17 protein-coding genes and 1 other annotated feature are annotated in these 26,799 nt (G+C 43.1%); of the genes, 1 reads left to right on the top strand and 16 read right to left on the bottom strand.

The genetic code is table 11. The features are described 5' to 3' along the window. From mraW to AB5150_RS13085, 5 genes are all read right to left on the bottom strand, one after another. A partial coding sequence (mraW, locus tag AB5150_RS13105; protein WP_368292015.1) for a 16S rRNA (cytosine(1402)-N(4))-methyltransferase occupies positions 1-460 on the bottom strand: 460 nt, incomplete at its 3' end. A gap of 157 nt (positions 461-617) precedes the next feature. Then, positions 618-1,388: a type I 3-dehydroquinate dehydratase gene (aroD, locus tag AB5150_RS13100; RefSeq protein WP_022217433.1), complete on the bottom strand. Its 771-nt coding sequence runs from the start codon at positions 1,386-1,388 to the stop codon at positions 618-620. Between the two features lie 47 nt (positions 1,389-1,435). Next, positions 1,436-3,964 carry a hypothetical protein gene (locus tag AB5150_RS13095; protein WP_368292014.1) on the bottom strand — a complete coding sequence of 843 codons (2,529 nt, stop codon included), beginning with the start codon at positions 3,962-3,964 and terminating at the stop codon, positions 1,436-1,438. A 150-nt stretch (positions 3,965-4,114) separates the two neighbouring features. After that, positions 4,115-5,440 carry a GTPase HflX gene (hflX, locus tag AB5150_RS13090; protein ID WP_368292013.1) on the bottom strand — a complete coding sequence of 442 codons (1,326 nt, stop codon included), beginning with the start codon at positions 5,438-5,440 and terminating at the stop codon, positions 4,115-4,117. A gap of 9 nt (positions 5,441-5,449) precedes the next feature. Continuing rightward, positions 5,450-6,844, bottom strand: a complete 1,395-nt coding sequence (locus tag AB5150_RS13085) for an immunoglobulin-like domain-containing protein (protein WP_368292012.1) — start codon at positions 6,842-6,844, stop codon at positions 5,450-5,452. Between the two features lie 201 nt (positions 6,845-7,045). Between AB5150_RS13085 and AB5150_RS13080 the strand changes: the two genes are divergently transcribed. Continuing rightward, entirely contained in the window at positions 7,046-8,392 is a 1,347-nt protein-coding gene (locus AB5150_RS13080; protein WP_015534375.1) for an MATE family efflux transporter, read from the top strand. Positions 8,393-8,487: 95 nt separating this feature from the next. Here AB5150_RS13080 and AB5150_RS13075 read toward each other — a convergent pair whose 3' ends face one another. The 11 genes from AB5150_RS13075 to AB5150_RS13025 form a co-directional block, all read right to left on the bottom strand. After that, positions 8,488-13,104: a glycosyl hydrolase gene (locus AB5150_RS13075; RefSeq protein ID WP_368292011.1), complete on the bottom strand. Its 4,617-nt coding sequence runs from the start codon at positions 13,102-13,104 to the stop codon at positions 8,488-8,490. A gap of 1,079 nt (positions 13,105-14,183) precedes the next feature. Next, a complete protein-coding gene (locus tag AB5150_RS13070) occupies positions 14,184-14,852 on the bottom strand; it encodes an ABC transporter ATP-binding protein (RefSeq protein WP_055271992.1) in 669 nt (222 codons plus the stop codon). Positions 14,853-14,860: 8 nt separating this feature from the next. Continuing rightward, a complete protein-coding gene (locus tag AB5150_RS13065; RefSeq protein WP_368292009.1) occupies positions 14,861-17,623 on the bottom strand; it encodes an FtsX-like permease family protein in 2,763 nt (920 codons plus the stop codon). A gap of 82 nt (positions 17,624-17,705) precedes the next feature. Next, the gene (locus AB5150_RS13060) at positions 17,706-18,017 is read right to left on the bottom strand and encodes a hypothetical protein (RefSeq protein ID WP_368292007.1); all 312 of its coding nucleotides are present in this window, start codon (positions 18,015-18,017) and stop codon (positions 17,706-17,708) included. Between the two features lie 135 nt (positions 18,018-18,152). Next, positions 18,153-19,454, bottom strand: coding sequence for a GHKL domain-containing protein (locus AB5150_RS13055; RefSeq protein ID WP_368292006.1), 1,302 nt, complete (start codon positions 19,452-19,454; stop codon positions 18,153-18,155). After that, positions 19,455-20,177, bottom strand: coding sequence for a LytTR family DNA-binding domain-containing protein (locus tag AB5150_RS13050; protein ID WP_055271997.1), 723 nt, complete (start codon positions 20,175-20,177; stop codon positions 19,455-19,457). 124 nt (positions 20,178-20,301) lie between these two features. Further along, positions 20,302-21,516, bottom strand: a complete 1,215-nt coding sequence (locus AB5150_RS13045; RefSeq protein ID WP_055146066.1) for an aminotransferase class I/II-fold pyridoxal phosphate-dependent enzyme — start codon at positions 21,514-21,516, stop codon at positions 20,302-20,304. 180 nt (positions 21,517-21,696) lie between these two features. Further along, positions 21,697-21,938 (bottom strand) — a binding site (T-box leader). A gap of 47 nt (positions 21,939-21,985) precedes the next feature. Next, positions 21,986-23,119, bottom strand: a complete 1,134-nt coding sequence (locus AB5150_RS13040; protein WP_368292005.1) for an alpha/beta hydrolase — start codon at positions 23,117-23,119, stop codon at positions 21,986-21,988. A gap of 16 nt (positions 23,120-23,135) precedes the next feature. After that, entirely contained in the window at positions 23,136-24,029 is an 894-nt protein-coding gene (locus AB5150_RS13035; protein WP_022217426.1) for a Fic family protein, read from the bottom strand. Between the two features lie 142 nt (positions 24,030-24,171). After that, positions 24,172-24,792 (bottom strand): flavin reductase, encoded by a 621-nt coding sequence (locus AB5150_RS13030; RefSeq protein WP_022217425.1) that lies wholly within the window; start codon positions 24,790-24,792, stop codon positions 24,172-24,174. Positions 24,793-24,929: 137 nt separating this feature from the next. Further along, positions 24,930-26,603, bottom strand: coding sequence for a hypothetical protein (locus AB5150_RS13025; RefSeq protein WP_022217424.1), 1,674 nt, complete (start codon positions 26,601-26,603; stop codon positions 24,930-24,932). Positions 26,604-26,799: the final 196 nt, after the last annotated feature.

Raw genomic sequence — 26,799 nt, 5'->3', positions numbered from 1 at the left:
GCATGGAAGACACTCCGAGATCCGCAAGGATAAAATCAAATCCCCCGGCCTCCTCTGCCACCTGGTCGATATTCCTGAAATTTGTCTGCTTTATCGTGAGTATATCCTCACCGTAGCCGGCCTCCGCCAGTCTCTGCTTCGTCTTCACTATCTCTATAGGATCAACATCCAGAGCATACATATGCCCCTCTCCATGGAGCTGCTCAAGCATACGCCTTGTGTGTCCACCATAGCCCAGTGTCGCATCAAGCCCCTGCTGTCCCGGCTGTATCTGAAGGAAATCCAGTATCTCATTTACACATATTGAAATGTGCATCCCTGCCGGGGTACTTCCCTTACTTATGACTTTCTCTATCGTATCCGCATATTTTTCAGGATCGTGCTCCTTGTATTTCTCCTCAAACCTCTTCGGATGGGTGCCACTGTAGTGCACTCTCCTCTTGTGTATCTTTTCTTCCATATATTCTTATCTCCTTAGCCGCCGTCTGCCATACAAGGCCCCGGAACATTTATGTCATAATACCATATATCTGCGAAACAAGCCACACAACACTAAAAAAATGGAAGCCACGGCATTCATCCGTGACTTCCAGAATAATAGCATCATATAATTATTATTATTTACCAGCTATAATGTGATGTATCATGGTGAGCTGGCTCCTGAGTGCATCCACAGATATCTGTCCAGGGGCGGAAGGTATGCCCGCTGTGGCAAATGATATCGTATTGCCATACATCTCTCCTGTGGTTCTTGTCTCCACACCAAGTTCACCCATGGATATAACTATGAGAGGGGTCTGATTTCCACTATCCTGCAGTTCCTTTGCAGCCTGCATCATATCTACGACCTGCGATCCCTCCTCAGGCATCATGGCTATCTTGGCTATATCTGCACCTGTGAATATGATGGACTTAAATCTGTCAACTATCTGTTCCATAGGTATAGTAGTCTTGAAATCGTGATTGGACACTATGACATACACGCCCTTGGAATGAGCCTCCGCTATGACTTCATCCACAATCTCCATGTCGGAGAAATATTCTATATCCACGATGTCTATATATCCACTGTCTATAGCGTCAATAAGAAGGTCGTGATACTGGCTGAGTGTTGCCTCCATGCAGCCACCCTCGCCCTTTGTTCGGAATGTAAATATAATAGGAAACTGCCCCAGCTTATCATGGATCTTCGCCAGAGTCTTCATAAGTGCCTCTCTGTCAAAGCACTTCTCGTACATATCCGCTCTGAATTCCACCATGTCTGGTTCCGACTTCGCTATGATCCTCAACTGATAGTCCACATCATAATCCGTCGGAGCTACCAGAGGTACACAGATCTTAGTCATTCCCTCTCCTATCGCCACATTCTTCACATTAACGACCTTCATCACTGCCTCCTGCCCTTTTCACATTTTCCCTGCACGCTGTACAGCTATTACTTTATCTCAATTGCATCCATGAATGTCTCACACAGCTTCTGCGCGTCAACCTTGTCGACCTTATCCCAGTAGCTGATAGAACATGTAACTACATCCTCGCCTGTAGGATATACCAACAGCACCTCTGTTCTGTCCATATCATATGATGTGAGCTGTATCACAAGATATGTTACCTCTGTGCCATCCTTTGCCTTCACTGTGCCATCTGTCATCTCGTTGACCTTGGAGTTCTCATCGTTGTAATACTCTGTGTAAGTATCCTTCATGTTCTTCACAAGATCACTTGCTGAATAGTGTGTATATGTAGAATAGCTTGCATATACATCGCCCTTCTCATCATTATAAGATATGGTATACTCTGAAGCATAGCTTCTCTCGTATCCCTTTGGATCATTGATCTTTACTGACTTATCGCCAAGGCTTAATGTAACCTTTGAAAGGTCTTCCTCCTCTGTGCTGTCATTTGACTTCTCTGTGGTTGCTTCCTCTGTTGTAGCTGCCTCTGTTGTCTCAGGCTCTTCCTCCTCAGTATCCTTTGAGTCGGTGCCGAACTTTCCGTCAAGTCTGCTGTCAACACTTACTGAGTCAAATATCTCGCTCCATGCTGATACGATCTTTTCCATCTTATCCATGTTGATGTACTGATCTACATCATCACTGTTGAGAACTGAGTAATCAACCACATCTCCTGCTGCAGGAGCCTCTATCTTGTTGTCCTTCTCTGCTACCTTGAGATTTCCTGAGCACTGAAGAACATCCTCGCCTGATACTGTAACTGTGAGCTTTGCATCATTTATGCTGAATGACTCGCCCTTCTTGACATCTGCAAGGACACCCTCAAATGCAGCCTGAGCAGTCTCACCCTGTACATCAACAGATATGCTTCCACTCATCTTACCGCTGTTCTTGTCATAGTCTGATGTCACATTTCCTGTGAACTCCTGGCTCTCTCCGCCGCTCATTGCTGATAATGTGTACTTCTTGTCAGTTGATATCTTATCTCCTGATGTGTCAGTCTTTGACTCACTCTTGAGCTCTATATTTACATCTGAACCGTATGTAAGTGCTATCTTTGTTACAGCATCTGATGTGACATTTCCGTCACCCATGTAATCTGCTGTGAATGAAATCTTAACGCCTGCTGCTGCAAGATCATAATCCCAGTCAACACGGATCACCTTGTCGTTTTCTACGTATACATTTGCAACGGCATCCTTTGTCATTACTGCGCTGACCAGAGATGGAATAGTGCCGATGGACTGCTTGAGCTGATCCTTTGTAACACCCATCTGATCCATCATATCATCTGACAGATTGCTGTCCATGTACTTGTTCAGACAGTCAACCAGTGCCTGTGAGAACTCATCTATAGCGTCTGTTGTGATTGTCACTGTGTAGTGGTCTGCCTTGATAGTCTTGCCATTTGCATTTGTAAACTCATCCTTGCCGACCTTCTCATATGTTATGGACTCTGCAAGCTTATCTGCAGCCGGCTTGAGATCCTCATCTATGATCTTCTGAAGAGCCTCGCTGTCAACTGAACCGCCGGCTCCCGCATCCTTGCTGTCGAGCTCTGCCATAACACTGTTCATGTCAAATGAAAATGTCTTGGTAAAGAGATCAGGACATGACATATAGAGCGTCTGACCGATCATTACAACATCCGCACTGACTGTCTCGCCTGCCAGTGTCATGGAAGAATCAAGCTTGAAGCTGTTCTGTCCGTTGCTCTTGGCTGTGCTTGCGTCAAATGTAAATGTTGAACCGTCGAGCTTACCATCTCCGGCAACCTTGTCGATGGTAAAATCTGACTGAACGTCCAGCTTGTCGACATCTATGTCATCTGCTCCGACGATACCCACAATATTATTGTTCTCAAGTTCCTTTGCTGTGTTCTCCATCGCGTCCTTAACCGCATCCTTAGGACTCTTCTTGATGAACACGAAGAATACAACAACAAATGCTGCTATGATAACAAGCGCTGCCACAACTGCTATTATGGCTATCTTGATACCCTTTCTCTTCTTTGGAGACTCAGGCTTGTGCGCCTGATCACCATACATGTTCACGGTCTGATCATATACACTCTGCTGTGCATTCATCTGCTGACCGTATTGATCTGCAAACTGCTGATTTGCATCGTACTGCTGCTGGCCATACTGTCCTGCATACTGCTGCTGGCCGTACTGTCCTGCGTACTGCTGGTTTGCTCCATACTGCTGATTCGCTGCGTACTGCTGGTTTGCTCCATACTGCTGCTGGCCGTACTGTCCTGCATACTGCTGATTCGCTGCGTACTGCTGGTTTGCTCCGTACTGCTGCTGGCCGTACTGTCCTGCATACTGCTGATTCGCTGCGTACTGCTGGTTTGCTCCGTACTGCTGCTGACCATACTGTCCTGCATACTGCTGGTCTGCGCTATACTGCTGACCCGCATCACCCTGCTGATTCTGTGATGGCTGTGGACCATCGGCGCCGTTAGGATTCATTCCGTCCGGCATCTGATTCATGTTATTATCACTCATAATATCTCCCTTTCTGTGTGAATAACCATTATCCTTCCTCTGTAAATTTACACAAATACTTATAAAATGTAAACATTTTTTATTATCTCTTCATATTATGTAAGCAATGTGAAATGGCACGTTAACGCCTGATACGCCACATTGCTGGCACTAAAAATCAGCTTCATCGTCGAAACTGAGTCCAAGTTTTCCAAGTATTGACTTTGGAACATAAGCTTCTATAAATATGCCATCGTCCAGATATTCCTCTGTCTGGATCTCACCGTATTTGTGTATAAGTCCTGTGAGCCCTGCTTCAGAATATGCAAATGTATGCCTTATATATGACTTCTGATTTCTAAGTATTTCCTCTATCGCACTGGCAAGCTCCGAGAGTCCCTGTCCCGTGGCAGCCGAGATATACAGAGTCTTGTCCGCTCTCAGATCGCGCACACCCACCAGGTCATCCTTCGATATTCTGTCTATCTTGTTGAATACAGTTATCACAGGTTTTCCCGAATTCTCATCTATCTTGAGCTGCTTTAATGTGCCGTACACCGTCTCTATGTTCTTATCCCAGTTTTCATCCGATGCGTCCACAACATGAAGGATGACATCACAGTATTTTGCCTCCTCCAAAGTGGAGCCAAAGGCCTCGACCAGATGATGCGGCAGCTTCCTTATAAAACCGACCGTATCGGTGAGCAGTATGTTCTGTCCGCCCGGCAGCTTGTATCCTCTTGTCTTAGGATCAAGGGTCGCAAATAATTTGTCTTCCTGTAATACTCCTGCCCCCGTGAGTGCATTCAGCAGGGTCGACTTGCCCGCATTTGTGTATCCGACTATGCCCACAACCGGCACAGCGCTCCTCTGTCTCTGCTTTCTCTGCTGGCTTCTCTGGGATTCAACGTTCCTGAGCTCCGCCTTCAGTCTGGAGATCCTGTCCCTTATGACTCGTCTGTCTATCTCCAGCTTCTTCTCTCCCGGTCCTCTCGTTCCGATTCCACCGCCAAGTCTCGACAATGAATCTCTCATACCAACGAGTCTGGTGGCTCTGAACTTAAGCTGTGCAAGTTCCACCTGCAGCTTGCCCTCGTAGCTTCCAGCATGTGCTGCAAATATATCGAGAATGACCATTGTCCTGTCCATAACCTTTATGTCCAGTGCGTCCTGAAGGTTCATCAACTGTGCCGGTGACAGCTCGTCATCACAGCACACTCCTGTGGCGCCCAGCTCATATATCATCTCCCTGAGCTCCTCAACCTTTCCTCTTCCCAGATACAAGTCATTTGCAATGCGGTCCCTGTTCTGCACCAGCCGTCCCACGACCTCGGCTCCGGCTGTGTCTATGAGCTCCGTGAGCTCGTCCAGGGATGCCTGAATCTCCAAGGAGACCTCTTTCTGTGTATATCCACCTGTATCGGCGGCAAATATGATTATCTTTTCTTTTATCTTCTCTGCTTCGAGATCATAAATTGTACTTTTCCTGTCTGCCATGATCCACCTCTACTTTTCAACGGTGACTGTGACTGTGTGATAGGATGATCTGTTGCCGCTGCTGTCCTGCGCACAGCACACAACTGTATAGCTGCCCGCCTTGGACTCCATTTTGTTAACAGCCACACATATAACGTCCTGTCCAAGACTTGTGAGTGCCTGTCCATCCAGAGTCTTGCCATTGCCATCTGTGGCCACTCCTGTCCTTATCAGTGTATCACCATCCTGTGCGTTCACATAAGATGCAACAAGATCTGCAAGCTCATCAGCCTGTCCATTGTAACTCTCCAGCTTTATCTCCACAGGAACCCTTGTTATAACAGGAGCTTCATCATCCTCCACTGTTATCTCGATACTCTTACATATCTCACTGCCCTGATCTGTAAAGCTGTACTTTACTGTATATTTTCCCAGCTTCATATTGTCCACGGTTCCCTCAACCTTCAACTGATCCGTTACATCCTCACGCTGTGAATTGAAGGCCCATATTCCCGCCATTGTGTCATAGTTCTCGCCCTGGTTTATGCTGTGGCTCTCCGCACCGTATATCACGGCTGTTCCTGCGGTCGGATTCTCCTCAACCATGTCTGTCGGATCCCATCCGGTCTCATCAGTGTTATCCAGTCTGGTCACCGGCACAGGTCTTCCCAGCGGGCCATAATAGTCACTGTCAAATATATCAACATATGTTCCAGACTCGCAGTTCTCATATATCCATTTGGTATCTGCAACGCACAGTCTGACGCATCCCAGTGATGCCCCGGTTCCAAGCTTGTTGAATTCCCATGTCTCAAGCGAATCCTTTGTGGTGTCCAGATAAGGCACGGAATGGAACAGGGTGTCGCCATCTATCTGTGACACATACTGTCCATAACAGTTGTCAAACAGTGCAAGCCAGTCCCACTTGAGCTGTATGTTGAACAGTCCGACAGGAGTCTCTCCCACCGGTGATACCGAACAGCGCATTGCCTTTACCGGAACAGTGTAATATCCAGCAGCGTCCAGCTTGTATATAGTAACTATATTTTCCTGTCTGTTTATCTTGATGGCGTATGGACAGCCATTGTCCGCCAGATCCTCGCCATTATAATTCTCTTCCTGCTCAGTCGCCGGAACCGCTATGACCGTACATTCCACAGTTCCCTGAACCTTGAGTTCCGCAACCTTTTCTGTTGTTGCTGCTGAAGCATCGCCATTCGTATTATCACTGTCCGCCGATGTTCCTGTGGCAACCGAGTCCTTTTCATTATGATTATCCAGTTTGCTCTTAAGTCTATAGTTTTTCACAGCAAGGCCTATGACCAGTCCAAGCAGAATGACTCCCACTGCGTATAACGCAATTCTCTCGAGCTCCGCATGTCTCTTCCTGTTACGCTTATTTTTTTGTCTGTTATTCTTTTCCATATTTTCCATTTCTTTCTATAATATATGTCAAATGTTAGTATGCACAATCAAGCCATTTTTAATCGTTACACTTTAACATAACATTTTATATAACAAAATAAAACATTTTTCTTTAAAATTAAGCAAAAACCACATTGACTTTATCGCGAACTGTTGTACAATCGAATATCAGGCGAAAAAAATTAAGGAGGTTTATTATATATGAAAGATCTGACAGTCGGAAAGCCAATGAAAGTCATATGGTTATTTGCTGTTCCTATGATACTGGGACAGATCGCACAGCAGTTATACAGTTTTACAGACTCAGCCATCGTGGGCAACTACGTAAGCTCACAGGCACTCGCCGCGGTTGGCGCAACCTCAGTCATTTCGAATATGATAATAGGCTTCCTCAACAGCGGAACCATGGGACTTGCCATTCCTATAGCCAAATACTATGGTGCAAAGGACTATCACAATATGAGAAGATGTATCGGTGCATCGGCCATCATGACACTGCTGGCATCCATTGTCCTGACCGTTCTGAGTCTAATATTTATAAGGCCTATCCTGGTACTTCTCAAAACACCAGACGACATATTGGATATGGCAGCAAGCTACGTTATAATCATAATCGTTGGAATCATATTCTGTTCATTATATAATCTGTGCGCCAACATACTGCGTGCAGTCGGAGACAGCAAGACGCCTCTTATATTCCTCGGTATATCAGTTGTACTCAATATCGTTCTGGATCTTATGTTTATAAGGGCATTTGACATGGGAGTACGGGGTGCAGCCATCGCCACCGATATATCACAGGCGCTGGCGGGCATACTTGCCTTGATCTATATACTTGTGAAGGCAAAGCATCTGATTCCGGAGAAGGATGAATACTCCGTAGAGAAGAGTGACCGGTCAGACCTCATACAGTCCGCACTTGCCATGGGATTTATGAGCTGTATAGTGAACATCGGAACGGTCATACTCCAGAGAGCCATCAATGGACTCGGAACTGATATAGTAACCGCCCACACAGCGGCAAGAAAGATATTTGATATCCTCATGTTCATGTTATATATAGTAGGAAATGCCGTGACGACATATGTAAGCCAGAATATGGGCGCAGGCAGGTACGACCGGGTACATCAGGGTGTGAGGGCTGCGATCATCATAAACACGATCATAACCACTGTCATGATAATATTCGGCTGGCTGCTCAGCCCGGCACTTATAAAGCTGGTTGCAGGTACATCTGCCAGTGCCATCATAGATCCGGCCGTGAGATATGTAAGGATCGGCGTGACGTGCTTCTATGTACTTGGTCCTCTGTTCGTCCTGAGATGTGCAATGCAGGGAATGGGCAGGAAGATCGTTCCGGTCATGTCATCCACTATAGAGCTAATCGGCAAGGTACTTGCGGTTATGATCCTCACTCCAAGACTTGGATATCTCGGAGTTACCATCACAGAGCCTATCATCTGGTTCTGCTGTACACTGATGCTCTCCATAATGTATCTCACAACCCCTGTGGAGAAGCTTGTTGAGAAGAGACGTGCTGCAAACTGATATTGCATACAAATATAAACCAACAAATAAAGCCCCACTGCCGATGGTCTTCATCACCGCCGACAGTGGGGCTCTTTGTATGGCTAAAATGAGTATTACTTCTTATCCTTTTTGATAACGATATAGCCTGCACCAGCCATGATAAGTGATGCTATCATTATCGCAAACATTACGTCTACAGGTGACTTATCTCCTGTATTTACCACGTTCTGTCCATTTCCACCTGTGCTTCCATCCGTTGTTGCTGCTGTGGTAGCCTCAGTTGTCTTGTCGTCATTGCCAGGCTTCTCAGTTGTTGGAGCCTCGGTAGTCTGATCCTCTGTGGTTGGATCCTCTGTGGTTGGATCTTCTGTTGTTGGATCGTCCTTACCCGGATCTGCCTCATCCTTATTTACCAGTGACTTGTCTGTTATGATAAGTCCATTCTTGTCCACTGGATTCTTCTTGAGCATATCATCTGTGAGCTTCACTGCCTGGATTCCATCAAAATAGATAGTTGAGTCAACTGTCCACTTGCCAGTGTGATCCTCCGGCACGATCGAGTTGCACCATACAGCAAATTTGACTATATCCGATGCATCGAGTGTACCACCCTTCTTACCCTTGAATGAGCTGAATGGAATAGTAACATACTGTGCCTTTGTTCCCTTTACGAAATCTGTGAGGTATACCTCAAATTCCTCGCCGCTTCCATCTGTGATCTGGATCACAAGTTTCTGTCCCATACCGTCCGGCTGTACCCACATCTCAAGCGCATTATACTTTGAGAAATCATTGTTTGTAAGCTCTGACTTAATCCTTCCTGTCCACACCTCTGATCCATTTGTCTCAAGCTTATACTTGAACGCACCGCCGTATGTGCCACCGTTCTTATGTGTCTTGTTAAGAACAAAGCTTGAGCTGCATCCTGCGGCTGAGTTAGATGTGTATGTGGAATCCAGAAGTCCGTCGCTTCCTGAATAGTACTCGAAGTCCTCGATGACATTTGCAGGAGCCTTATCCTTGGCCTTTCCAAGGCTTATGTGTGACAGCTGTGCGAGCTGCTCGCCATCTGCCAAGAGTGTGATGGTTGCTGTATCTGTCTTTCCAAGCTTGCTGAGATTCTTCTCTGTAAGATCAGCCGTGTAAAGTGTTGGCTCTGATCCTGCAGCGGCAATCTCGGCTCCAGCCTCAGCGTTGAGTGTAAGCTTAACACCTGTATCAGGATTGTTGATAATGAACTGAACCTTTGATGCATTCTTAACACCAGCCTTGAGTGTTGTCGCCTTGAGGATGGTATCTCTGTCAAATGGATATACCATGTAACCCATCTGGCCCGTGTATGTATTTGCAGATACTCCTGCAAGGGTTCCCATGTTGTTGTAGAATCCTGTGTCTCCACCAAATATTGATGAGTCGTCGTTATAATACTTTATGAAGTCATTGATAAGCTCCTGTCCATGTGTAGCATCATACTTGTATGGTACATAGAAGTTGCTGTCTCCGAAGTTGGCCCATACGAGGTAGTATGGCATGTTGTTCTTCTTCGCAATGTCGTTGACTTCCTGATACCAGTTCTTTCCTGAAGCCTCTGTTCCAACCGGATTACCCTTTACGAGAAGTCCCTCGTTGTCTGAACCGTCCTTCTTCATGACTCTGACACCGCACTCAGCGATGGCTGGTATCTTGCCTCTCTTTGCAGCTATTGATGACACGATATTACATGTTGTATCAAGACTGTCAAAGAAAGAGTTGTCTGCTGCTGCAGGGTACGAATTGTAATCGTTGTAATAGTCAAATGCAAGGATATCTACATACTCATCGCCTGGATAGTATGACACGTAAGCTGCCTCTGATGTTACAGGTCCGTTTGGCGAGTATACCCAGAGAAGGTTGTGTACACCGCTCTGCTCCATGTAATCCTTGGTATATCTGTAGAGAGACTTGTATGTCTCAGCTGTGTTCATTGATCCCCACCAGAACCAGCTTCCTGTATTCTCGTGGAATGGTCTGATCATGATAGGTATTCCGGCAGCCTGAAGCTGTGATGCGTAGTCTGCGATCACATCGAGGTAAGATGTAAATACCTCATTGTACTCTCCACCTGGGAGAATCTGCTTTACTATGTCATTTGACAGATCCTTGGACTCTGAGAAATCACATCCGTAGAAACTGTATGTTCCATCCGAGTTCTTCACTATCTTGGAGCTGGAGAAGTTTGGCATATGCATTGACAATGACACGATCGCACCATTTGCCGCTGCAGTCTTGCTGTATGCCACTGAGTTTGCCAGTGCCGAAGCCGCGTCTGAACCGCCTGCCTCCGAGCCTGTAACTGCCAGTGAGTCGATTCCGAACACACCGCTGACCTGTCCAGTCACATCATATACATCACCGAGTGACGCCTGTGGATTTACGCTTCTGCTCACATCATTCTGATGTCCGAACAGAACCTGATCACTATTCATGAGCGTATTCAGGTATGCCGCAAGTGCCTTTGCACTGTCTGCTGCATTCGCATCGCTCACTCTAACTGATGATGGCATCTGTGAAAGATCCGCTGGTGAACCAGCGCCAGGAGTCTCTGTTATCTCGACAAAATCCTTTGTTGTATCTGCCTGTGACAGAACAAGATTATCAAGATATACATTTCCCTTAAAGCTTGTGCTGCTTCCTATGATTCCTATTGTCACATCTCTGAGTAGTTTATCTGTAGGAGTAAATCCCATAGTAACTGTAACCTTCTTTAATCCATCTCCGATATCCTCTGCATCATCGTCGATGGTTGTATCTTTATTTATTATTCCATCTGCAAAAAACTTGATCTTACTTCCCTTGAGCTTTGCCGGGTAGATTATATCCACACTGAGCTGGTTGTACTGGCTCACATCCATAGCCTCTGTAGGAACACACTTAACCTTTGCCTCACTCCATGAGGAAGTTGAATCTGCTGAGTAGTCAACAGAAACCTTAAGTCTCTCATTTGCACTGTCATATGATATGTCAGGTGTGGCATTACCGGCCTTGTTGGCTGCATCGCCGTGCTTGTATGCATATCCGGCCTCTGTGCTCCACTTGTCATAATCCTCAGCCGATGAGAGATCTGAGATCACAGCAGGATCTCTCTGCTCAAGTCCGCCGCTGCTCTCCTTAACATCAAGTACCTTAACGTTGCTTATTGTGATCTTGCCGGCATATGCTGAGTTTGAATTGTACTGGAATACGATCTCCTGTACATTTCCCACCTCTGATACATCAAATGCAAATGATATATCGCACTTGCCATCTACAAAGTTCTCAGCCTTGATGAACGGATAGTCGCCTGACTTGGCGTAATCCCAGCTGTCGCCTGTCTTCATGGCACATGCAAGCTGGATCGCATTGTATGATCCGTCTGATGCCTCAGCGCCGTCAAGGCCTGATATATCGCCATCAAGTGAAACCGTAGCTGTGAGCTTTGCCTTTGCTCCAACTTTGACATTGTCTACTGTAGGAAGATCTGTATAGCTTTCTGTATCATTGCTGGCAAATGCCTTGTCTGTCCACTTTGCATCGCTCGCTGTGTCAAATACAAGGCTTGCATCTGCGAAGTTTCCAGCCTCTGTCTCAGTTGTAGTCGGCTTCTTGCCACTCTCTACCTTGTCAACTGCAACGCCGCCGATGAGAACCTTTCCTGTAAATGCTGAGTTTGCATTGTACTGGAATACGATCTCCTGAACATCGCCTGCATCCACTCCGTTAAAGTTGAACTCTACGCTGCACTTGCCATCTGTAAAGTTCTCACTCTTTAAGAATGGATAGTCATCTGACTTGACATATGTCCAGCTGTCGCCTGCCTTGATAGCGCAAGCAAGCTGGATCGCATTATATGATCCGTCTGACGCCTCAGCACCGTCAAGGCCTGATATATCGCCATCAAGTGAAACCGTAGCTGTGAGTTTCGCCTTTTCACCTACAGTTGCACCCTCTATTCTCGCCATATCAGCATATGTATCGCTGTCATTGCTGGCGTACGCCTTATCCTTCCATGTCGTATCTGAAGCAGCGTCAAATGTGAGAACTGCATCTGAACTGCTCCATACTGTATTGTCTGTGATCGAAGGTGCTGCCACACCTGTCACATTTCCTGTTGCTGATGATCCGCCACCTGGCTCCTCTCCTGAATCATCACTCTGAATCTCTACATCAGATATTGATATTGTTCCAGTATATGCAGAGTTTGAATTGTACTGGAATATTATCTCGTTCGCAGCTCCTGTATCCTCCACATCAAATGCAAATGATACCTGTGTCTTGCCATCTGTAAAATTTTCCGCTTTAAGGAATGGATAATCATCAGACTTGGTGTATGTCCATCCATCGCCAGTCTTGATTGCACAGGAAAGCTGGATCGCATTATACGTTCCGTCAGCAGCCTCCGCACCATCCAATCCTGAAAAATCTCCATTAAGTGTTACATTTGCCGTGAGCACAGCCTTTTTACCCACAGACACATCATCGATCCTGCCTAACTCTGGGTATGTACCTTCATCATTGCTGGCATAAATTTTATCTGTCCACTTGGCATCTGCGCCAGTGTCAAATACCAGTTTGTCTGTAGTGATGCTCCACGCCATTTCCGCAGACGGCTCTGCTGCATCAGCTGAGACTATTGCCCCTGCACTTCCCCAGAATGAGCCAACCATTGCAACTGCACATGTCACAGCAACAAGTCTTGTTCTAAATCTCACCATATTTCCTTACCCTTTCTTTTTTGTGATATTCCTCCACTTTACTCACCACGAACAGCCTAATTCGTGATTAATATTTATACATATACTTATATTAACTCATTTTTTAATTGTTGAACATGTCATTAATTACCGAATATTTAAGTTGTTTTTTATTGCTTTTGCACGCCATATTAGTCAATAATTTAAGTTATTTGCAATTAATATTAGTTTCTTGTTACCGCACGGATTGTTACAGCTCGCAGAGCGGGCAATCAGTGGTTTAACACACGTTGTAATTAATACATAAAAAAGCCAGCTGGCATAATACCAACTGGCTTTATATTAGTTTATTCATTTTTCAAATATTGAAGTATCTAATCAAAATATCTGAATGCTTCCACACATGCCATTGATTCTTCCACTATATTATAAATATCTATGAAAAAATTCGTTGTGCCTAGAGATTAAACTTACCGGAATATAAACTATCAGGGTACGAATTGCATCTACTCATAACATGCACTGCATGAACTTGTATATGTACCAACCTCTTATAAGCACTGGTCTTGCGGTATGTGATATGACCTGATGCCCTTGAAACACCACTCATATCTTGTGTTTTGAACAATCACGATGGATCAAATCTGGTATCAAATACCTGCGTCCTGGCACTTCAATCATGCTATATACAGCATCTACATGTGGACTGATTCAAGATTTATCTTAAAGGCATCTCGTGTGGAAACAACTTCCCAGTTCTGAGTTACCATCATGATAAAAATGTTCTTCAATTGTCTCCAACGGAACCTCCTCCTTTCGTGAACTTGTACCACGGATCTCTGTTTCCTGCGCACCATGTGTAAAGTCTTTTTCACGATTCTATAAATCTCTGAGATAACTTCGTACATGTTACGTGTCACGGGTGACAATCTATGGTGTGCCATCTGTATCTTTTTCAAATGGCCGTTCTTTAATGTACCTTTATTATACATGATGCAAGGCAAATCGTCAACATATTTTTTGACAATTTATCAATTTTATTGTCATTGTTGTTGCGTTTTATTATCAAATTGTCTTTTATGTATATAATTGTGTGAATATTATACACATTTTATCTGTCCATCTTCTATCCTTACGATACGATCGGCCTGATCTGCTATATTTCCATCGTGAGTAACCATAATTATAGTCTGTCCATCTTCACTCTGCAGTTCTCTAAGCAGTCTCAGGACTTCTTTTCCTGATTGAGAGTCCAGATTTCCGGTAGGTTCATCGCAGAGCAACACTTTTGGTTTGTGTATGAGCGCTCTGGCTATCGCAACCCTCTGCTGCTGTCCACCGGACAACTGTGACGGATAATGTGTCAGTCTCTCTGAAATTCCAAGTTTTTCAGTAAGCTTATCAAAGTACTCCTCATCTACCTTAACCTTATCTATCATCATTGGCAGGAATATATTTTCCTTTGCTGTCAGCTCTGGCACCAGATTGAAGAACTGGAATACGAAACCTATATTTTTTCTGCGGAATTTTGCAAGCTGTGCATCTGAATATCTGAGTATATCTTCATCATCATAGAATATCTCTCCTTCTGCCTTTGTATCCAGTCCGCCCATCAGATGCAGCAATGTTGACTTTCCACTGCCTGATGTTCCTATAATCGCCGTAAATTTTCCATACTCAAATTCCACGTTACAGTTGCGAAGTGCATGAACAGCATTTGTTCCTTCACCATACGTCTTATTTAAATCCTTTATCTGAATCATATGCATCGTCCCCCTTACTCTTTTTCAGCCAGATCATCAATTATCTCTTCCGATTTCTTCTTATGAATGACCAGCACCGTAATAATCGTCGAAATCACAACAAGGAATGTTCCTATCAGTACCAACGCTCTTCCCATAGGGACAACAAATATCTCGCTGTCGAACAGAAATACATGCTGGAGTCTCGTTACCTCTTTTATAACATCTGCATCGACGTTCCATAAATCTGTCTCCGGCCAGTTGAACATGTTTAGCGCCTGTTCGTACTTGTAGCGCAAAAGCCATCTCATGCCATACACCATACCGGCTCCGACAGCACATGATACCAGGGCATTTCTTATGTTATGCCATATAAACGTCATGTTCCATGAGTGCTTCTCCATTCCAAGAGCCCGCATGATCGCCACGTTCCGCCTGCCATTCTGGTAACGCATGGTGACAAGTTCCCAATATCCCCATGCCGCCATGATAAGAAGAATAAAGAACAGACATATTGTGCTCGCATACTGTGATATATATGCCTCACGATACTCCTTATCACACTCATCTATCGTTCGTATCCTGAGTTCCATTGAAGAGTCCAATATGTCAGCAAACCTGGATACAACTCTATCAATATCTCCCCTGTTGCTTAGAGATATATATGTAACGTCATAACATGTCTTAAACATCCCAATACTGACTGCTGTGTCCTGTGAGGCCACTATTGCATATCCATACTGTGAAGCTCTGCCAAGACCTGCATACAATATCGGATCGCTCTCCTTTGTGGTCTCCGGAATCACAATTATCGCATCCACGATTTCAACAGTCTCCTTGTATTCGCCTTTTCCGTTCACTGTCATTGTATGCATTACATCGCCTATCTTATATGGCGACTCCGCGGTCATTCCGTCATATTCATATTCAACACACGCCACACCATTTTCATGGGTACCTATTGACCCCTCTTTTACATATTTATCCAGCTTTCTCATTCCGTTATCATCCAGCCATATCGCTGGAACGTTGAAATAAAATCTATCGTCTGCATGATAGAATTCTTCTGTATCTTCCGGAAACTGGACCTCCGCCTGCCACAATCCATCCGGAATATCCTCGTCATTTCTATCATAAAATATATCAAAGCCATCGTTTGTGGAGAAACTCTCTATTGACTTTACTTCGTTCATATCCGCAATGCTCTTGCGCCCATCCTCAGTAAGTCCTGTATCTGTAAGCAATACTCCACCAGTAATCCCCGACCCCTGATCATAAAGGCATATATCTACATCACTGGTTTCCATATCCAATTGTCCATATGTATAATATGTGTCTCTGTCCAGATCATCATTGTGAAAATATCCTTTTCCCTTGCCGTCCATAGAGCAGAATGCGTAGCACATCACCGCCGCAAACAGGATCAGGGCAACAGACAACATCTGCATTGTATTTGCAAATGGAATACCGGAAACCACCGATTTGATTCTCCCGAATGATCTCACACGATCTCTTCTTATAAGTCTTCTTGATTTTATATGAAGGTATATATAAAAAAGTAAATATCCAAGAGTAAATGTACCTGTTGCACACACAACAGAGATTACAAATGGATTTTCTGTAATCTGCTGTACACACCACTCCACTGTATAACCGCGCAATTTAGGCAACCCCAGAAAACGACTTTGAATCTCAAGTATGACTTCATATACAGTGATTCCAACGACTCCGCCGCATACCACTCCAGAAACCAACAGGATTCCCCATTCCAATATATGTATCCAAGCCACTTTCATCCGGCTGGCTCCTATATCTCTCACGATATCCAGGGATTTCTGTCTCTCGCTCATAACAGTTATCATCACGCCAAACAGGGATATAGCCGACAAGATCACAGCAATGACACTGAAATATAGTATCCCCTGGACAGAGTCCGACAGATAACTTTCGCTGTTAAGCTTCTCGTTTCCAAGGGTAATGTTGCAGATATCTTCTGCAGCCGATCTGCTGCGGCCGGATCTTGGCCATATTCCAGTTTTGTCATAATAATCCTGCGCAAACTCTTCCATAGCGCTCTCCGACTGCTCTGTTATCTCGTCATCACCATACAGTGAGACAGCAGTATATACGAATGTATTCTCATCCAAATCACAGTCATCCCGCCACAGATATATAGTTGGCATCTGTACTTCCGAAAGGTCAGATCCCCAGTCTACTCTGTTCTCCTTAAGATCTCTTCTGCTGTCTGTACACAATACACCTGTGATAGTAAACGTAATCTGTCCCACATGTCTACCTGTTCTCAACAGATATGTATCATCCAAATCATAACTGTCAAATGTTACTTCCTTTCCAACATACGAGTCAGGATCAACAGTAAAAAACATATCCTCCAACACATAATCGTACACTGCTGCCTCCCCGGTTTTTTCAGGGAATCTTCCCGACGAAAGCTTTACATATTCAAGATCCTCTGCCGCATCGTCAATATATGTACCATATGTATACTGTGTTTTGTCATTTCCCAGCTTTCCACATATAGCCGTACGCCCGATCATGCTGACCCTTTTGTCTTCTGACATCTCCTCATAGGCATCACTGCCAAGATTGCTATACAGATAAAATGTCTTACTACTTCCCCGCAGCTTGTCATCATACTGCCGTCTACATTCTGTTCTCTCCATCAAAAGTGCAATCAACAGGAAAGCCGTTAATATCACTATCGAGGTAAGCATGCTCGCAAACTGCTTTTTATGATATCTCCAGTATTTTGTTATCAGAAATAAGTTTGTTTTCATATGTCCCCCCGCTATACACAATTAGCCCCGTCAAATTATGACGAAGCTATATTTCTATATTTTTAGCACATTCTTTATAATATCAGCATCTTACCCTGAACGATCCTGCAGTCCTATAATTTGCGCCAGTCGGTTCAGTATAAAAATAATATGTTTTTCCTTTGCTTACTCCAAAAGTTGTTGAAAGTGAAGTACCTGTGCTCCCTTCAGCAGGCGGATATATAATCTTTGCTATATTTCCCATTCCTATGCTTATACACAGTAGAGACAATATTGTTACAATTCTTTCGATCAATGTTATGCAGGCATATATATAATGTTCTCTTAATTGTGCAGTAATTATTTTTTCTTTTTCCAATGTATCAACTATACTCTCTGCAAGTTTTGCAACCATATTGCGCCCCCATATTTGTAATATAGTAACGAAATTACCCAATAGCAATATGTCTTGCAGAAAATGACATTATCTTGCAGAAAACAACAAAATTGCCCGGGAAATTGTTTGATTAAGAATTTCTCAGGCAATTTATCATAATACAATTGAAAAATAAAACTTATTATCTTCACATCCAATCGTATATGTTCCATTATATTTATCTATTATACTTACAACATTTTTTATACCTACTCCATGTTCATCGAATATATCTCTTTTATTTGTGACAATCTCCTTTCCCCGGTATGATAAATATTTTCTATTGTATGAGTTCTCAACAGACAAAACTGTCTCATTATCCTCTACGGTGAATCTAAACATAATAATTTTTTTACTATCACATTTTTCACAGGCTTCAATTGCATTATTAAGTAAATTTGCCAACAATACTACCAAGTCTTCATTTTCTATATTGAGATTTTTTAAATCATTCACTTTAACTACAAATAAGATCCCTTTTTCAGTCGCTTCATTATATTTTTCATTAAGTATTGAATTTACAATAACATGATTCGTGTCTATACATATTTCGTCAGACCTAATTTTGTTTTTCATCTTATTTATATAATTTTCCAAATCAATATACTGATGGTTATCTACCAATGCAGAAATACATAAAATATGATTTTTGAACTCATGTGAAATACGCTTCTGTCTCTGATAATTTTTTGATATCGAATCATACAGGTTCAATTGATTTTTTACTTGTATTTCAAGAACTTCTTTTTCGTGTTGCTCTATAGCGTTATCAATCACACTATTCAAAATTACATATACGATTAAATTCATTCCTATCATGCCAAATGCTATCATATAAGCAACCCCTATCTGTTTTGGACTATCTATATCAGAAAAAGCCGCTATCATTCCAGCTATAACCATAATAGTGAATATAGGAAATACAATAAACTTTAACCACTCTGAATCCCTAAGCATCTCTGTTTTTTTCCGATAAAAGAAACGCTTTATAAATAAGATAATCAGAAATAATACCATCTTGTCTATTACTATCAACAGCACCCCCTGCATCTCATATTTACTTTTTACATCTCCCGCTTGCGACAATATATGGGAATTTCCTACATAAACTACATAATCTATCCCCCACGCCATAGCCAAAAATAACATGGCTAAAATTACTGAACGCCATATACTTATTTGATAAGTCAAAAACATTATTGTTGAGATACTTATTATTGCAACTATCAGTTTTATTATTTGGACAGATGATAGTAATAATCCGCTGGCAAAAAAACATATTACCATAACAACAAATAGCGTAATTTTTTGCCATTCTTTTAATTTATCTCTTCTATATACAAAGCTCTGAAAAAATAAATTGCAACAAAACGTCTCAAATATAACAATAAATAAACTTCCAATATATTCAAACATCTACATTCTCCCCTTAAATGCAATATACTTTTCTTCCACCGCCCTATACCTTGCCCTTGGTATGGGTATCGACTCTCCTGTAAGTAGTAAAACACTATACCTGGAAACCTTTTTGACAAACATTAAATTAACCAAAAAACTCTGATGAACCCTGATAAATCTATTTTCTTTAAATTCTTCTTCTAATTCATCAAGTCGTCCATACATGTTTTTTACGCCACTTTCTCCACTTATGTGAAACTCCAATCTATGAAGACTACTCTCGACATATATTATCTTTTCAACCATTATTTCTAGCGGACCCTCTGTGAATATAAATCGTCTTATCTCCCTTGAAGTATTGATCTTTTTGTCAATTGCATCCATACATTCTTCAATAGCAAATTGAAAATTCTCATTGTTTTTTAATAAATATCTAACCGCTCCAACCTTATATCCATCAATTGAATAGTCTATATATGCTGTGATAAATACTATAAATATTTTTTCACTATATAATCTTATCCTTTGCGCAACATCAACTCCATTCATGCCCTTCATATTGATATCTAAAAATACAATTAAATAATTTACGATCTTCTCACCTAACTCACACAATTCCTCTCCCGTCGTATATATATCTATCTCGTATTCTATATTTTTTCTTTTCAAATAGTCCTCAAGTCTCCTGTATATTTCATTCCTAAAATATCTTTCATCATCGCAAATTGCTATCTTATACATTTGTGCCCCCTGGTATAGTTTATCTATTATGTTAATTTTATAACATTTGTCATATTTTGGGAATAAAAAAATAATAGGCAGACTGAAATCTCAGCCTACCTATTATTTCCCATATATTTATATTTTACTGATGATAATAGCTCAGGAAATCAGCCAGCTTTGCTGTTGCTGCCTTGAGTATCTCCATATTCGGAAGATATACTATTCTGAAGTGATCCGGATCCTTCCAGTTAAATCCCGTTCCACATGTGACGAGGATGTGCTTATCCCTCAAAAGATCAAGAGCGAACTGTTCATCATTTGTGATGTTGAACTTCTCCTTGTCAAGTTTCGGGAATATGTAGAACGCTGCCTCCGGCTTAACCACACTTATTCCCGGTATATCGCAGAGTGCTTTGTATATATACTCCCTCTGATCATAGATCCTTCCTCCCGGCAAGAGCAGCTCATCTGCACTCTGGTAGCCTCCAAGACAGGTCTGAACTATACTCTGAGCAGGAACATTCGAGCAAAGTCTCATGGATGACAGGAGGTTAAGTCCCTCTATGTATCCCTTCACATTGCTCTTGTTTCCGCACAGACACATCCAGCCAACTCTGTAACCTGCAACTCGGTGTGACTTGCTCAGTCCGTTAAAGCTTATGGTGAAAAGGTCAGGTGCCAGTGAAGCCAGAGCCACATGCTCTTTATCATCCATGACAAGTCTGTCATATATCTCATCGGCAAAAAGGATAAGCTCATTCTCCCTTGCAACCTGAACTATCTGCTCAAGAACCTCCTTTGGATAGAGAGCTCCTGTCGGGTTGTTAGGGTTGATGACTACGATTCCTTTTGTTCTTGAGGTTATCTTCTTCTTGATATCTTCTATATCCGGATACCAGTTGGACTGCTCATCACAAAGATAATGAACCGCTGTTCCTCCTGCCAGGTTAACAGAAGCCGTCCACAACGGATAGTCAGGCATCGGGACAAGTATCTCATCTCCCGAATCAAGCAGTCCCTGCATGGACATGGTGATAAGCTCGCTGACTCCATTTCCTGTATATATGTCATCGATTCCCACATTTGGAATATTCTTCAGCTGGCAGTACTGCATGATCGCCTTTCTTGCAGAGAAAAGTCCCTTTGAATCTGAATATCCCTCAGTATCTCTGAGGTTATATGCCATATCCCTTACAACTTCATCAGGTGCCATAAGTCCGTGCGGTGCAGGATTTCCTATGTTCAGTTTGAGGACATTTACCCCTTCAGCCACCATTCTGTTTGCCTCGTCCATAACAGGACCTCTTATGTCGTAACACACATTGTCAAGCTTTGATGATTTTTCGAATTTTCTCATGATACACACTCCTTTATATCTCTTGATCCCTTGTTGTCTGTGTTTGCTGATTGTTGGTTTTAACTTGCGTTTTCTTCGAGATTACTCCGCATCTGCCGATGCCCGCGAGCAAGCTCGCGCATCGCAGCCGCTTGTCACCCTGAAAACGCAAAATAAAAGCCCTAAGCATACTTATAATATGCTTAGGGCGAACTTTCTTGTCCGTGTTACCACCTAAATTCAGGAACTTGTTCCTGCTCTCAGCCGACAGCCATCACTATCGTTGTTCCTATAACGTGGAACCTTCCGTTGACCACTACCCGGAAAACTTTCGCGGTCACAGCTCGGGGACTGCTTCCTTAAGGTGTCCTATAGGCTCGCACCAAACGCCTACTCTCTGAAGTGACAGTGACTTAAGTACTCCTTCCTGTCTTTGCCTTTATCTGATTTTTAGGATAGCATTCTGATGTCGTGTTGTCAAACAGTTTTTTTATTTCATAAATGCACACTCATCCTCGTTACAGAGTATTCCCTCTGGATTGTACATATTCATATGGAATATATGGCCGCTGTCAGGATTGTTCTGTCCATACGCTTTTGTGATATGTGCAACTCCAACTTTGTTCAGCACCTCATCCACCGCTTTTGTATGTGATGCCAGATCATCATTTACACTGTACATGAGGTACGCCTCCGGGAAATCAGCATTTATATAATCAAGCTGATCCATAAACAGCTTGTATTGTTCCTCAGTCACAGCATATGCCTGGCTTATTTTCTTACTTTCACATTTTTCAGCTTTGTCGTGTGAACTTGTTTTTCCGTCACTATTCTGGTCATCATCCACATCATTTCTCAGATACCATGCGGATATATTGTCATTTCTTTCTGCCATCTTGTATGCACCACAGTTAAGGCATACCTTCTTAGGCAGTAGATCATATGTGAAGAAATCAAGCTTTGCCCTGTAATCGCTGTTTGATGCTATGATGCAATAATTTGCCGTGAGCTGTGCCCCCGCCGAATCACCGACCATATAGAAATTATCAATGTCTATTCCAAGTGTCTGCGCATTCTCATGGATATACCGAATGAGATACGCCACATCCTCTATGGCCGCAGGATATTTGTTCTGCGGTGACAATCTATAGTTAAAGTTCACCACCACGTACCCGTGCTCCGCAAGAAGGCAGCAATAGTGGCTGTACAGTTCCTTATCACCATAGAACCAACCTCCGCCATGCACGCTCACTATCACCGGATATTTTCTGTTTTCATCTGTCATATACGATATTGGAACGCAGATATCCATGTAGCTGTTGGATGTATAGCTTGCAGAATCCACGTCTGCGGCATCCCCGGAATCGGCAAAGAATATAATGTTCCTCTCTACACCTTTGTCCCATGTTTCAATCAGCTCATTGAAACGGACCTCATCAAGCTCCTTTTTGTAATCCAGATTCTTTATCTGTACAACATTTGCCGGATATTCAAGCCCTCTGTCTCTCGCCGCATCACTTGCTTTCCAGGCGTGGCGCATATTTACCCATGCCGGAAGATTCTTCTCCACCGCACCGCGGCTGAATATCTCTGCTACGTTCTTCATCATTCTTTCTCTGTCCATAATTTCCTCCATTATTTTAATCTCTGTGCTGTATCCTGAAATAGTCCAGGTACTTTTTAAACTTATCCTGCGCAGTAAGGCAGGTATCCCGCAGATATCCTCTTTCTCTATTCCATTCTGAAAGTCCTCTATAGTAATACCATTTGAGATCTTCATCTATGATAAATGGAACTATATCATATTTCAGACACTCCTTGAACAATATCAGCCTGCCAACCCTGCCATTGCCATCTTGAAACGGATGAATACTTTCAAATTCATGGTGAAAATCCAGAATATCATCTAGTGTCTTTTCATTGAGCTTGCGGTATCTTGCAAGGAGATTTTTCATTTTCTCTGGAACTTCTTCCGGCAAAGCCGTATCATGACCGCCCACCTCATTCGGAACTTTCTTGTAATCTCCCACCGCAAACCATTCTTTTCGTGAGTCCTGAGTTCCATTCTTGAGAATCAAATGCAATTCCTTTATCATTTTCTCACTTAATAAGTTCTTTGCATCATCGATCACCAGATCTATACACCTGAAATGATTGGTCGTCTCGACTATATCGTCAACATTTATCGCCTGATCACTCACGCCTATAGTATTTGTCTCATATATATACCGTGTCTGATCATGACTGAGCCTGCTGCCCTCTATATGATTGGAATTGTAAGTTAGATCCACCTGTATCTTATGATAAATACCACCTTTAATTCCATTTTTTTTCTCTTCTCTCAGCACAGTCAGCAGATCCCGGTTCTCTTCTCCCGCAGATTGACGCATTGGTTTCTGCGCAGAATCCGGTATATTCCACGTCTTTCCCGTCAGAAAAGCCCCAGGAATCTTATCATGAGCGCAGTAATTTCTAACGGTTCGTTCTGACACATTCCATTTTTTTGCAGTCTCTGCAACTGAAATATAACCCATGAAAATCCCTCCTTTTACGCAATGGGCTTTTATCATCTGCACAGTGTTTTGTATATAGATAGTATATGCCGTTACCGGCAAGAAATCAACTTTTTCAAGATTTGAAGCCGTTCATTTCTTGCCGATAACGGCATATCTTACATTACTCATATATAGGTTCAAAGTCGTCTGCTCCGTGTCCACACAGAGGACATACATAATCTGCCGGGAGCTCACTTCCTTCATATACATAGTTACATATCTTGCAGCGCCATCCCACTATCTTCTTATCTGTCTTAGGAGGTTTGTCTGCCTTTGGCTTTACATGTGCCTGATAATCAGCATATGTGAGAGGCGCCTTGTCTGACAATGTCTTTGCGTCTACCACCTCCGCGATGAACAACGTGTGTGTTCCAAGGTCATGACGCTCAACCACCCTGCCACTGATGACCGCGCAGGCATACCAGCCCATGTATGGGATTCCGTTGATATCCTCCGGCATCTTTATTCCTTCGAATTTGTCCACGTCTCTTCCCGACTGGAAACCGAAGTGCTTTATCGAGTCAAATGTACACTGCTCGTCAAGTACACTAAGGGCAAACACACCACTCTCCTTGAGCAGATCACATGTGTAATTCGTGTTGAGAACCGATATCGCAACCCGCGTTGGATTGTTCGCCACCTGTATACAGGTGTTGATGATGCAGCCATTTGCCTTGTCGCCCAGCTTTGTGGACAACATGAAAATCCCGTATGATAAACTGTAGATCGCCTTTTTATCCATGATAATAACCTCCTTGTCAATCATAATTAATCAGTTATATAGATTTATTCTCAATAAGATATTTCTATAATACCACATTATCATGCAAAAAGCTCCCCCTGTTTATCACAGGGAGAGCTTTTATTTAGTGAATAAATCTATCTCTCAACAGATATTATGTCATTTATGCCGTTGTCTGATTCCTGATAAAATACTTTTATTTTATCCCCGCTCTGTATAAATATCAGTTCCTCGTTCTCTGAGAAATCCTGCTTGTATACATTGCCATTTTCATCCGTGATATACACATATGTCGTCTCATCCATGTTGATATATTTGATATCAGCTACCGTGATCTGTCTGTTTGGTATATCGTCCGTCATGCTCTGCGTACTCTTAAGTCCGTTCTCTGCCAGCAGCTTGTTGTATGCCGCAAGTGCGTCCTTCTGGGTAGTGCCTGTAGCTACAATATTGTACTTCTCCACATCGACAAGTGCATACATCTTTACCAGGCCACCGTTGTCCTTTAAGACCATGATGTAGGTTGGTATTCCGCTGATATTGATGAGTGATGGGAAGGATGCCTTATAACCAAGATGCTGTACCTGTCCCTCTGCCGATGACATGGCTGAGTATTCCTCTGCACCTGCCACCTTATAATATTTGCTCTCTCCTGTCCGGAGATTCATCAGAGCAAATCCTATGTTGGACTCGTCACCATTTACCGATGTGACACCTGTATATACCCACACATCGCCGTCCATAACCTTGTAACCATAATCATCCGTAGTCCTCTTGCAGCCCTTATTGCCAAATACGCTGTTCCAGTAGCCGCCTGAGAGTTCGCCGTACCAGTCGTATTTCTGGCACACCAGGTCGCCATCATATACACGGTCCACCCAGTGTGGAACATCACTGACTTCATGATACTCTGTATCGCCCGTACACGGATCGCATATAACCACGCCCTTTACATCCTTTGCACCGAAGAGTCCTGCATGCGACTCAAGAACCGGACAGATGTAATATGGATTGCCATCGTCACTGAGCTCCAGATAGAAACCTTCAAATATATATGTCGGATAAGCCATCTGGACATGTCTGTACAGGTTCTTGTTGAAATACGCTGAAGGTGAATACACTATAGGCTTTTCAGTCTGTATATAGTGTGCCTCATTCTTTACCGGATCGACAAGAACATAACCCGGGATTCCGTTCTTCCTGTTGTTCATATATTTGATGAAGCCCGCATAATTGAGTGCTGCGACTTTCATCGGCGCGCCATTATAATCTATAGTGCTGTAATTGCCGCTGACCTCGTACTGGCTGACCACATCCGAGAGTGAACCGACGGCTCTCTCACCTATGATCCTCGCTGTGCTTGTATCCATCAGCGCAATGTCATTTATCTGCCTGCTCTCCGGGATATCTGTCTGGAAATCTCCATCCTCTATATTGATGAGACTTGCATACTTTGATGCACAAAACAGTTTGGATGACGCCGCCACCATAATGAGTCCGACCGCTATCATTATTACTACTATCCATGCTGCCGGTTTCGTTGCTTTCGTTGCGACACTTCTGGTATCATTACTCTCCACCGTGAAATCAAGCGTACAAAAGCCAACAAGCGCAACTGAAATGACCATCCATACCCAGAAACTTGTACTCTGTATATTGATCGCCGGTGTTGCCGCATAATAGTATATAAGCTCTCCCACAACAAGCACTGCAAATGCTATCGCATTCCATTTGCCGAGCCTTCCTGGGGGCTTTGCAAATATCTCCTTTGCTGCTCCTGTGCTTTTCTTTTTCTTTGTCTGTTTACCCATGTTGCCCTTCTTTCCAGCTTACCACGATCTGATTTTTCGCTGCATATACTTACCGGATCGTGTCTGCCATTAATCTATCTACTCCATATGTCTGCCCCATATATTATCATCTATTCCGATAAAAATATATATCTATCCGGTATATGTTATGCCTCGTATCGTTCTGCCAGTGAACGATTGTATATATGTGCTCTCC

The organism is Coprococcus sp. RTP21281st1_F1_RTP21281_210402, from assembly GCF_040915325.1.
In the GTDB taxonomy this organism is placed as follows: domain Bacteria; phylum Bacillota; class Clostridia; order Lachnospirales; family Lachnospiraceae; genus Coprococcus; species Coprococcus aceti.
The sequence above is the reverse complement of the archived record's forward strand: the minus strand, read 5'-3'. Positions and strand labels throughout refer to the sequence as shown.

Coding starts and splice junctions, on each gene's coding strand:
- AB5150_RS13050 (WP_055271997.1), bottom strand. CDS start 20,177: ATGTATAAGATAGCAATTTGCGATGATGAAAGATATTTTAGGAATGAA.
- AB5150_RS13065 (WP_368292009.1), bottom strand. CDS start 17,623: ATGAAAACAAACTTATTTCTGATAACAAAATACTGGAGATATCATAAA.
- AB5150_RS13095 (WP_368292014.1), bottom strand. CDS start 3,964: ATGAGTGATAATAACATGAATCAGATGCCGGACGGAATGAATCCTAAC.
- aroD (WP_022217433.1), bottom strand. CDS start 1,388: ATGAAGGTCGTTAATGTGAAGAATGTGGCGATAGGAGAGGGAATGACT.
- AB5150_RS13060 (WP_368292007.1), bottom strand. CDS start 18,017: ATGGTTGCAAAACTTGCAGAGAGTATAGTTGATACATTGGAAAAAGAA.
- AB5150_RS13085 (WP_368292012.1), bottom strand. CDS start 6,844: ATGGAAAAGAATAACAGACAAAAAAATAAGCGTAACAGGAAGAGACAT.
- AB5150_RS13040 (WP_368292005.1), bottom strand. CDS start 23,119: ATGGACAGAGAAAGAATGATGAAGAACGTAGCAGAGATATTCAGCCGC.
- AB5150_RS13075 (WP_368292011.1), bottom strand. CDS start 13,104: ATGGTGAGATTTAGAACAAGACTTGTTGCTGTGACATGTGCAGTTGCA.
- AB5150_RS13070 (WP_055271992.1), bottom strand. CDS start 14,852: ATGCATATGATTCAGATAAAGGATTTAAATAAGACGTATGGTGAAGGA.
- AB5150_RS13030 (WP_022217425.1), bottom strand. CDS start 24,792: ATGGATAAAAAGGCGATCTACAGTTTATCATACGGGATTTTCATGTTG.
- AB5150_RS13025 (WP_022217424.1), bottom strand. CDS start 26,603: ATGGGTAAACAGACAAAGAAAAAGAAAAGCACAGGAGCAGCAAAGGAG.
- AB5150_RS13080 (WP_015534375.1), top strand. CDS start 7,046: ATGAAAGATCTGACAGTCGGAAAGCCAATGAAAGTCATATGGTTATTT.
- AB5150_RS13035 (WP_022217426.1), bottom strand. CDS start 24,029: ATGGGTTATATTTCAGTTGCAGAGACTGCAAAAAAATGGAATGTGTCA.
- AB5150_RS13055 (WP_368292006.1), bottom strand. CDS start 19,454: ATGTTTGAATATATTGGAAGTTTATTTATTGTTATATTTGAGACGTTT.
- hflX (WP_368292013.1), bottom strand. CDS start 5,440: ATGGCAGACAGGAAAAGTACAATTTATGATCTCGAAGCAGAGAAGATA.
- AB5150_RS13045 (WP_055146066.1), bottom strand. CDS start 21,516: ATGAGAAAATTCGAAAAATCATCAAAGCTTGACAATGTGTGTTACGAC.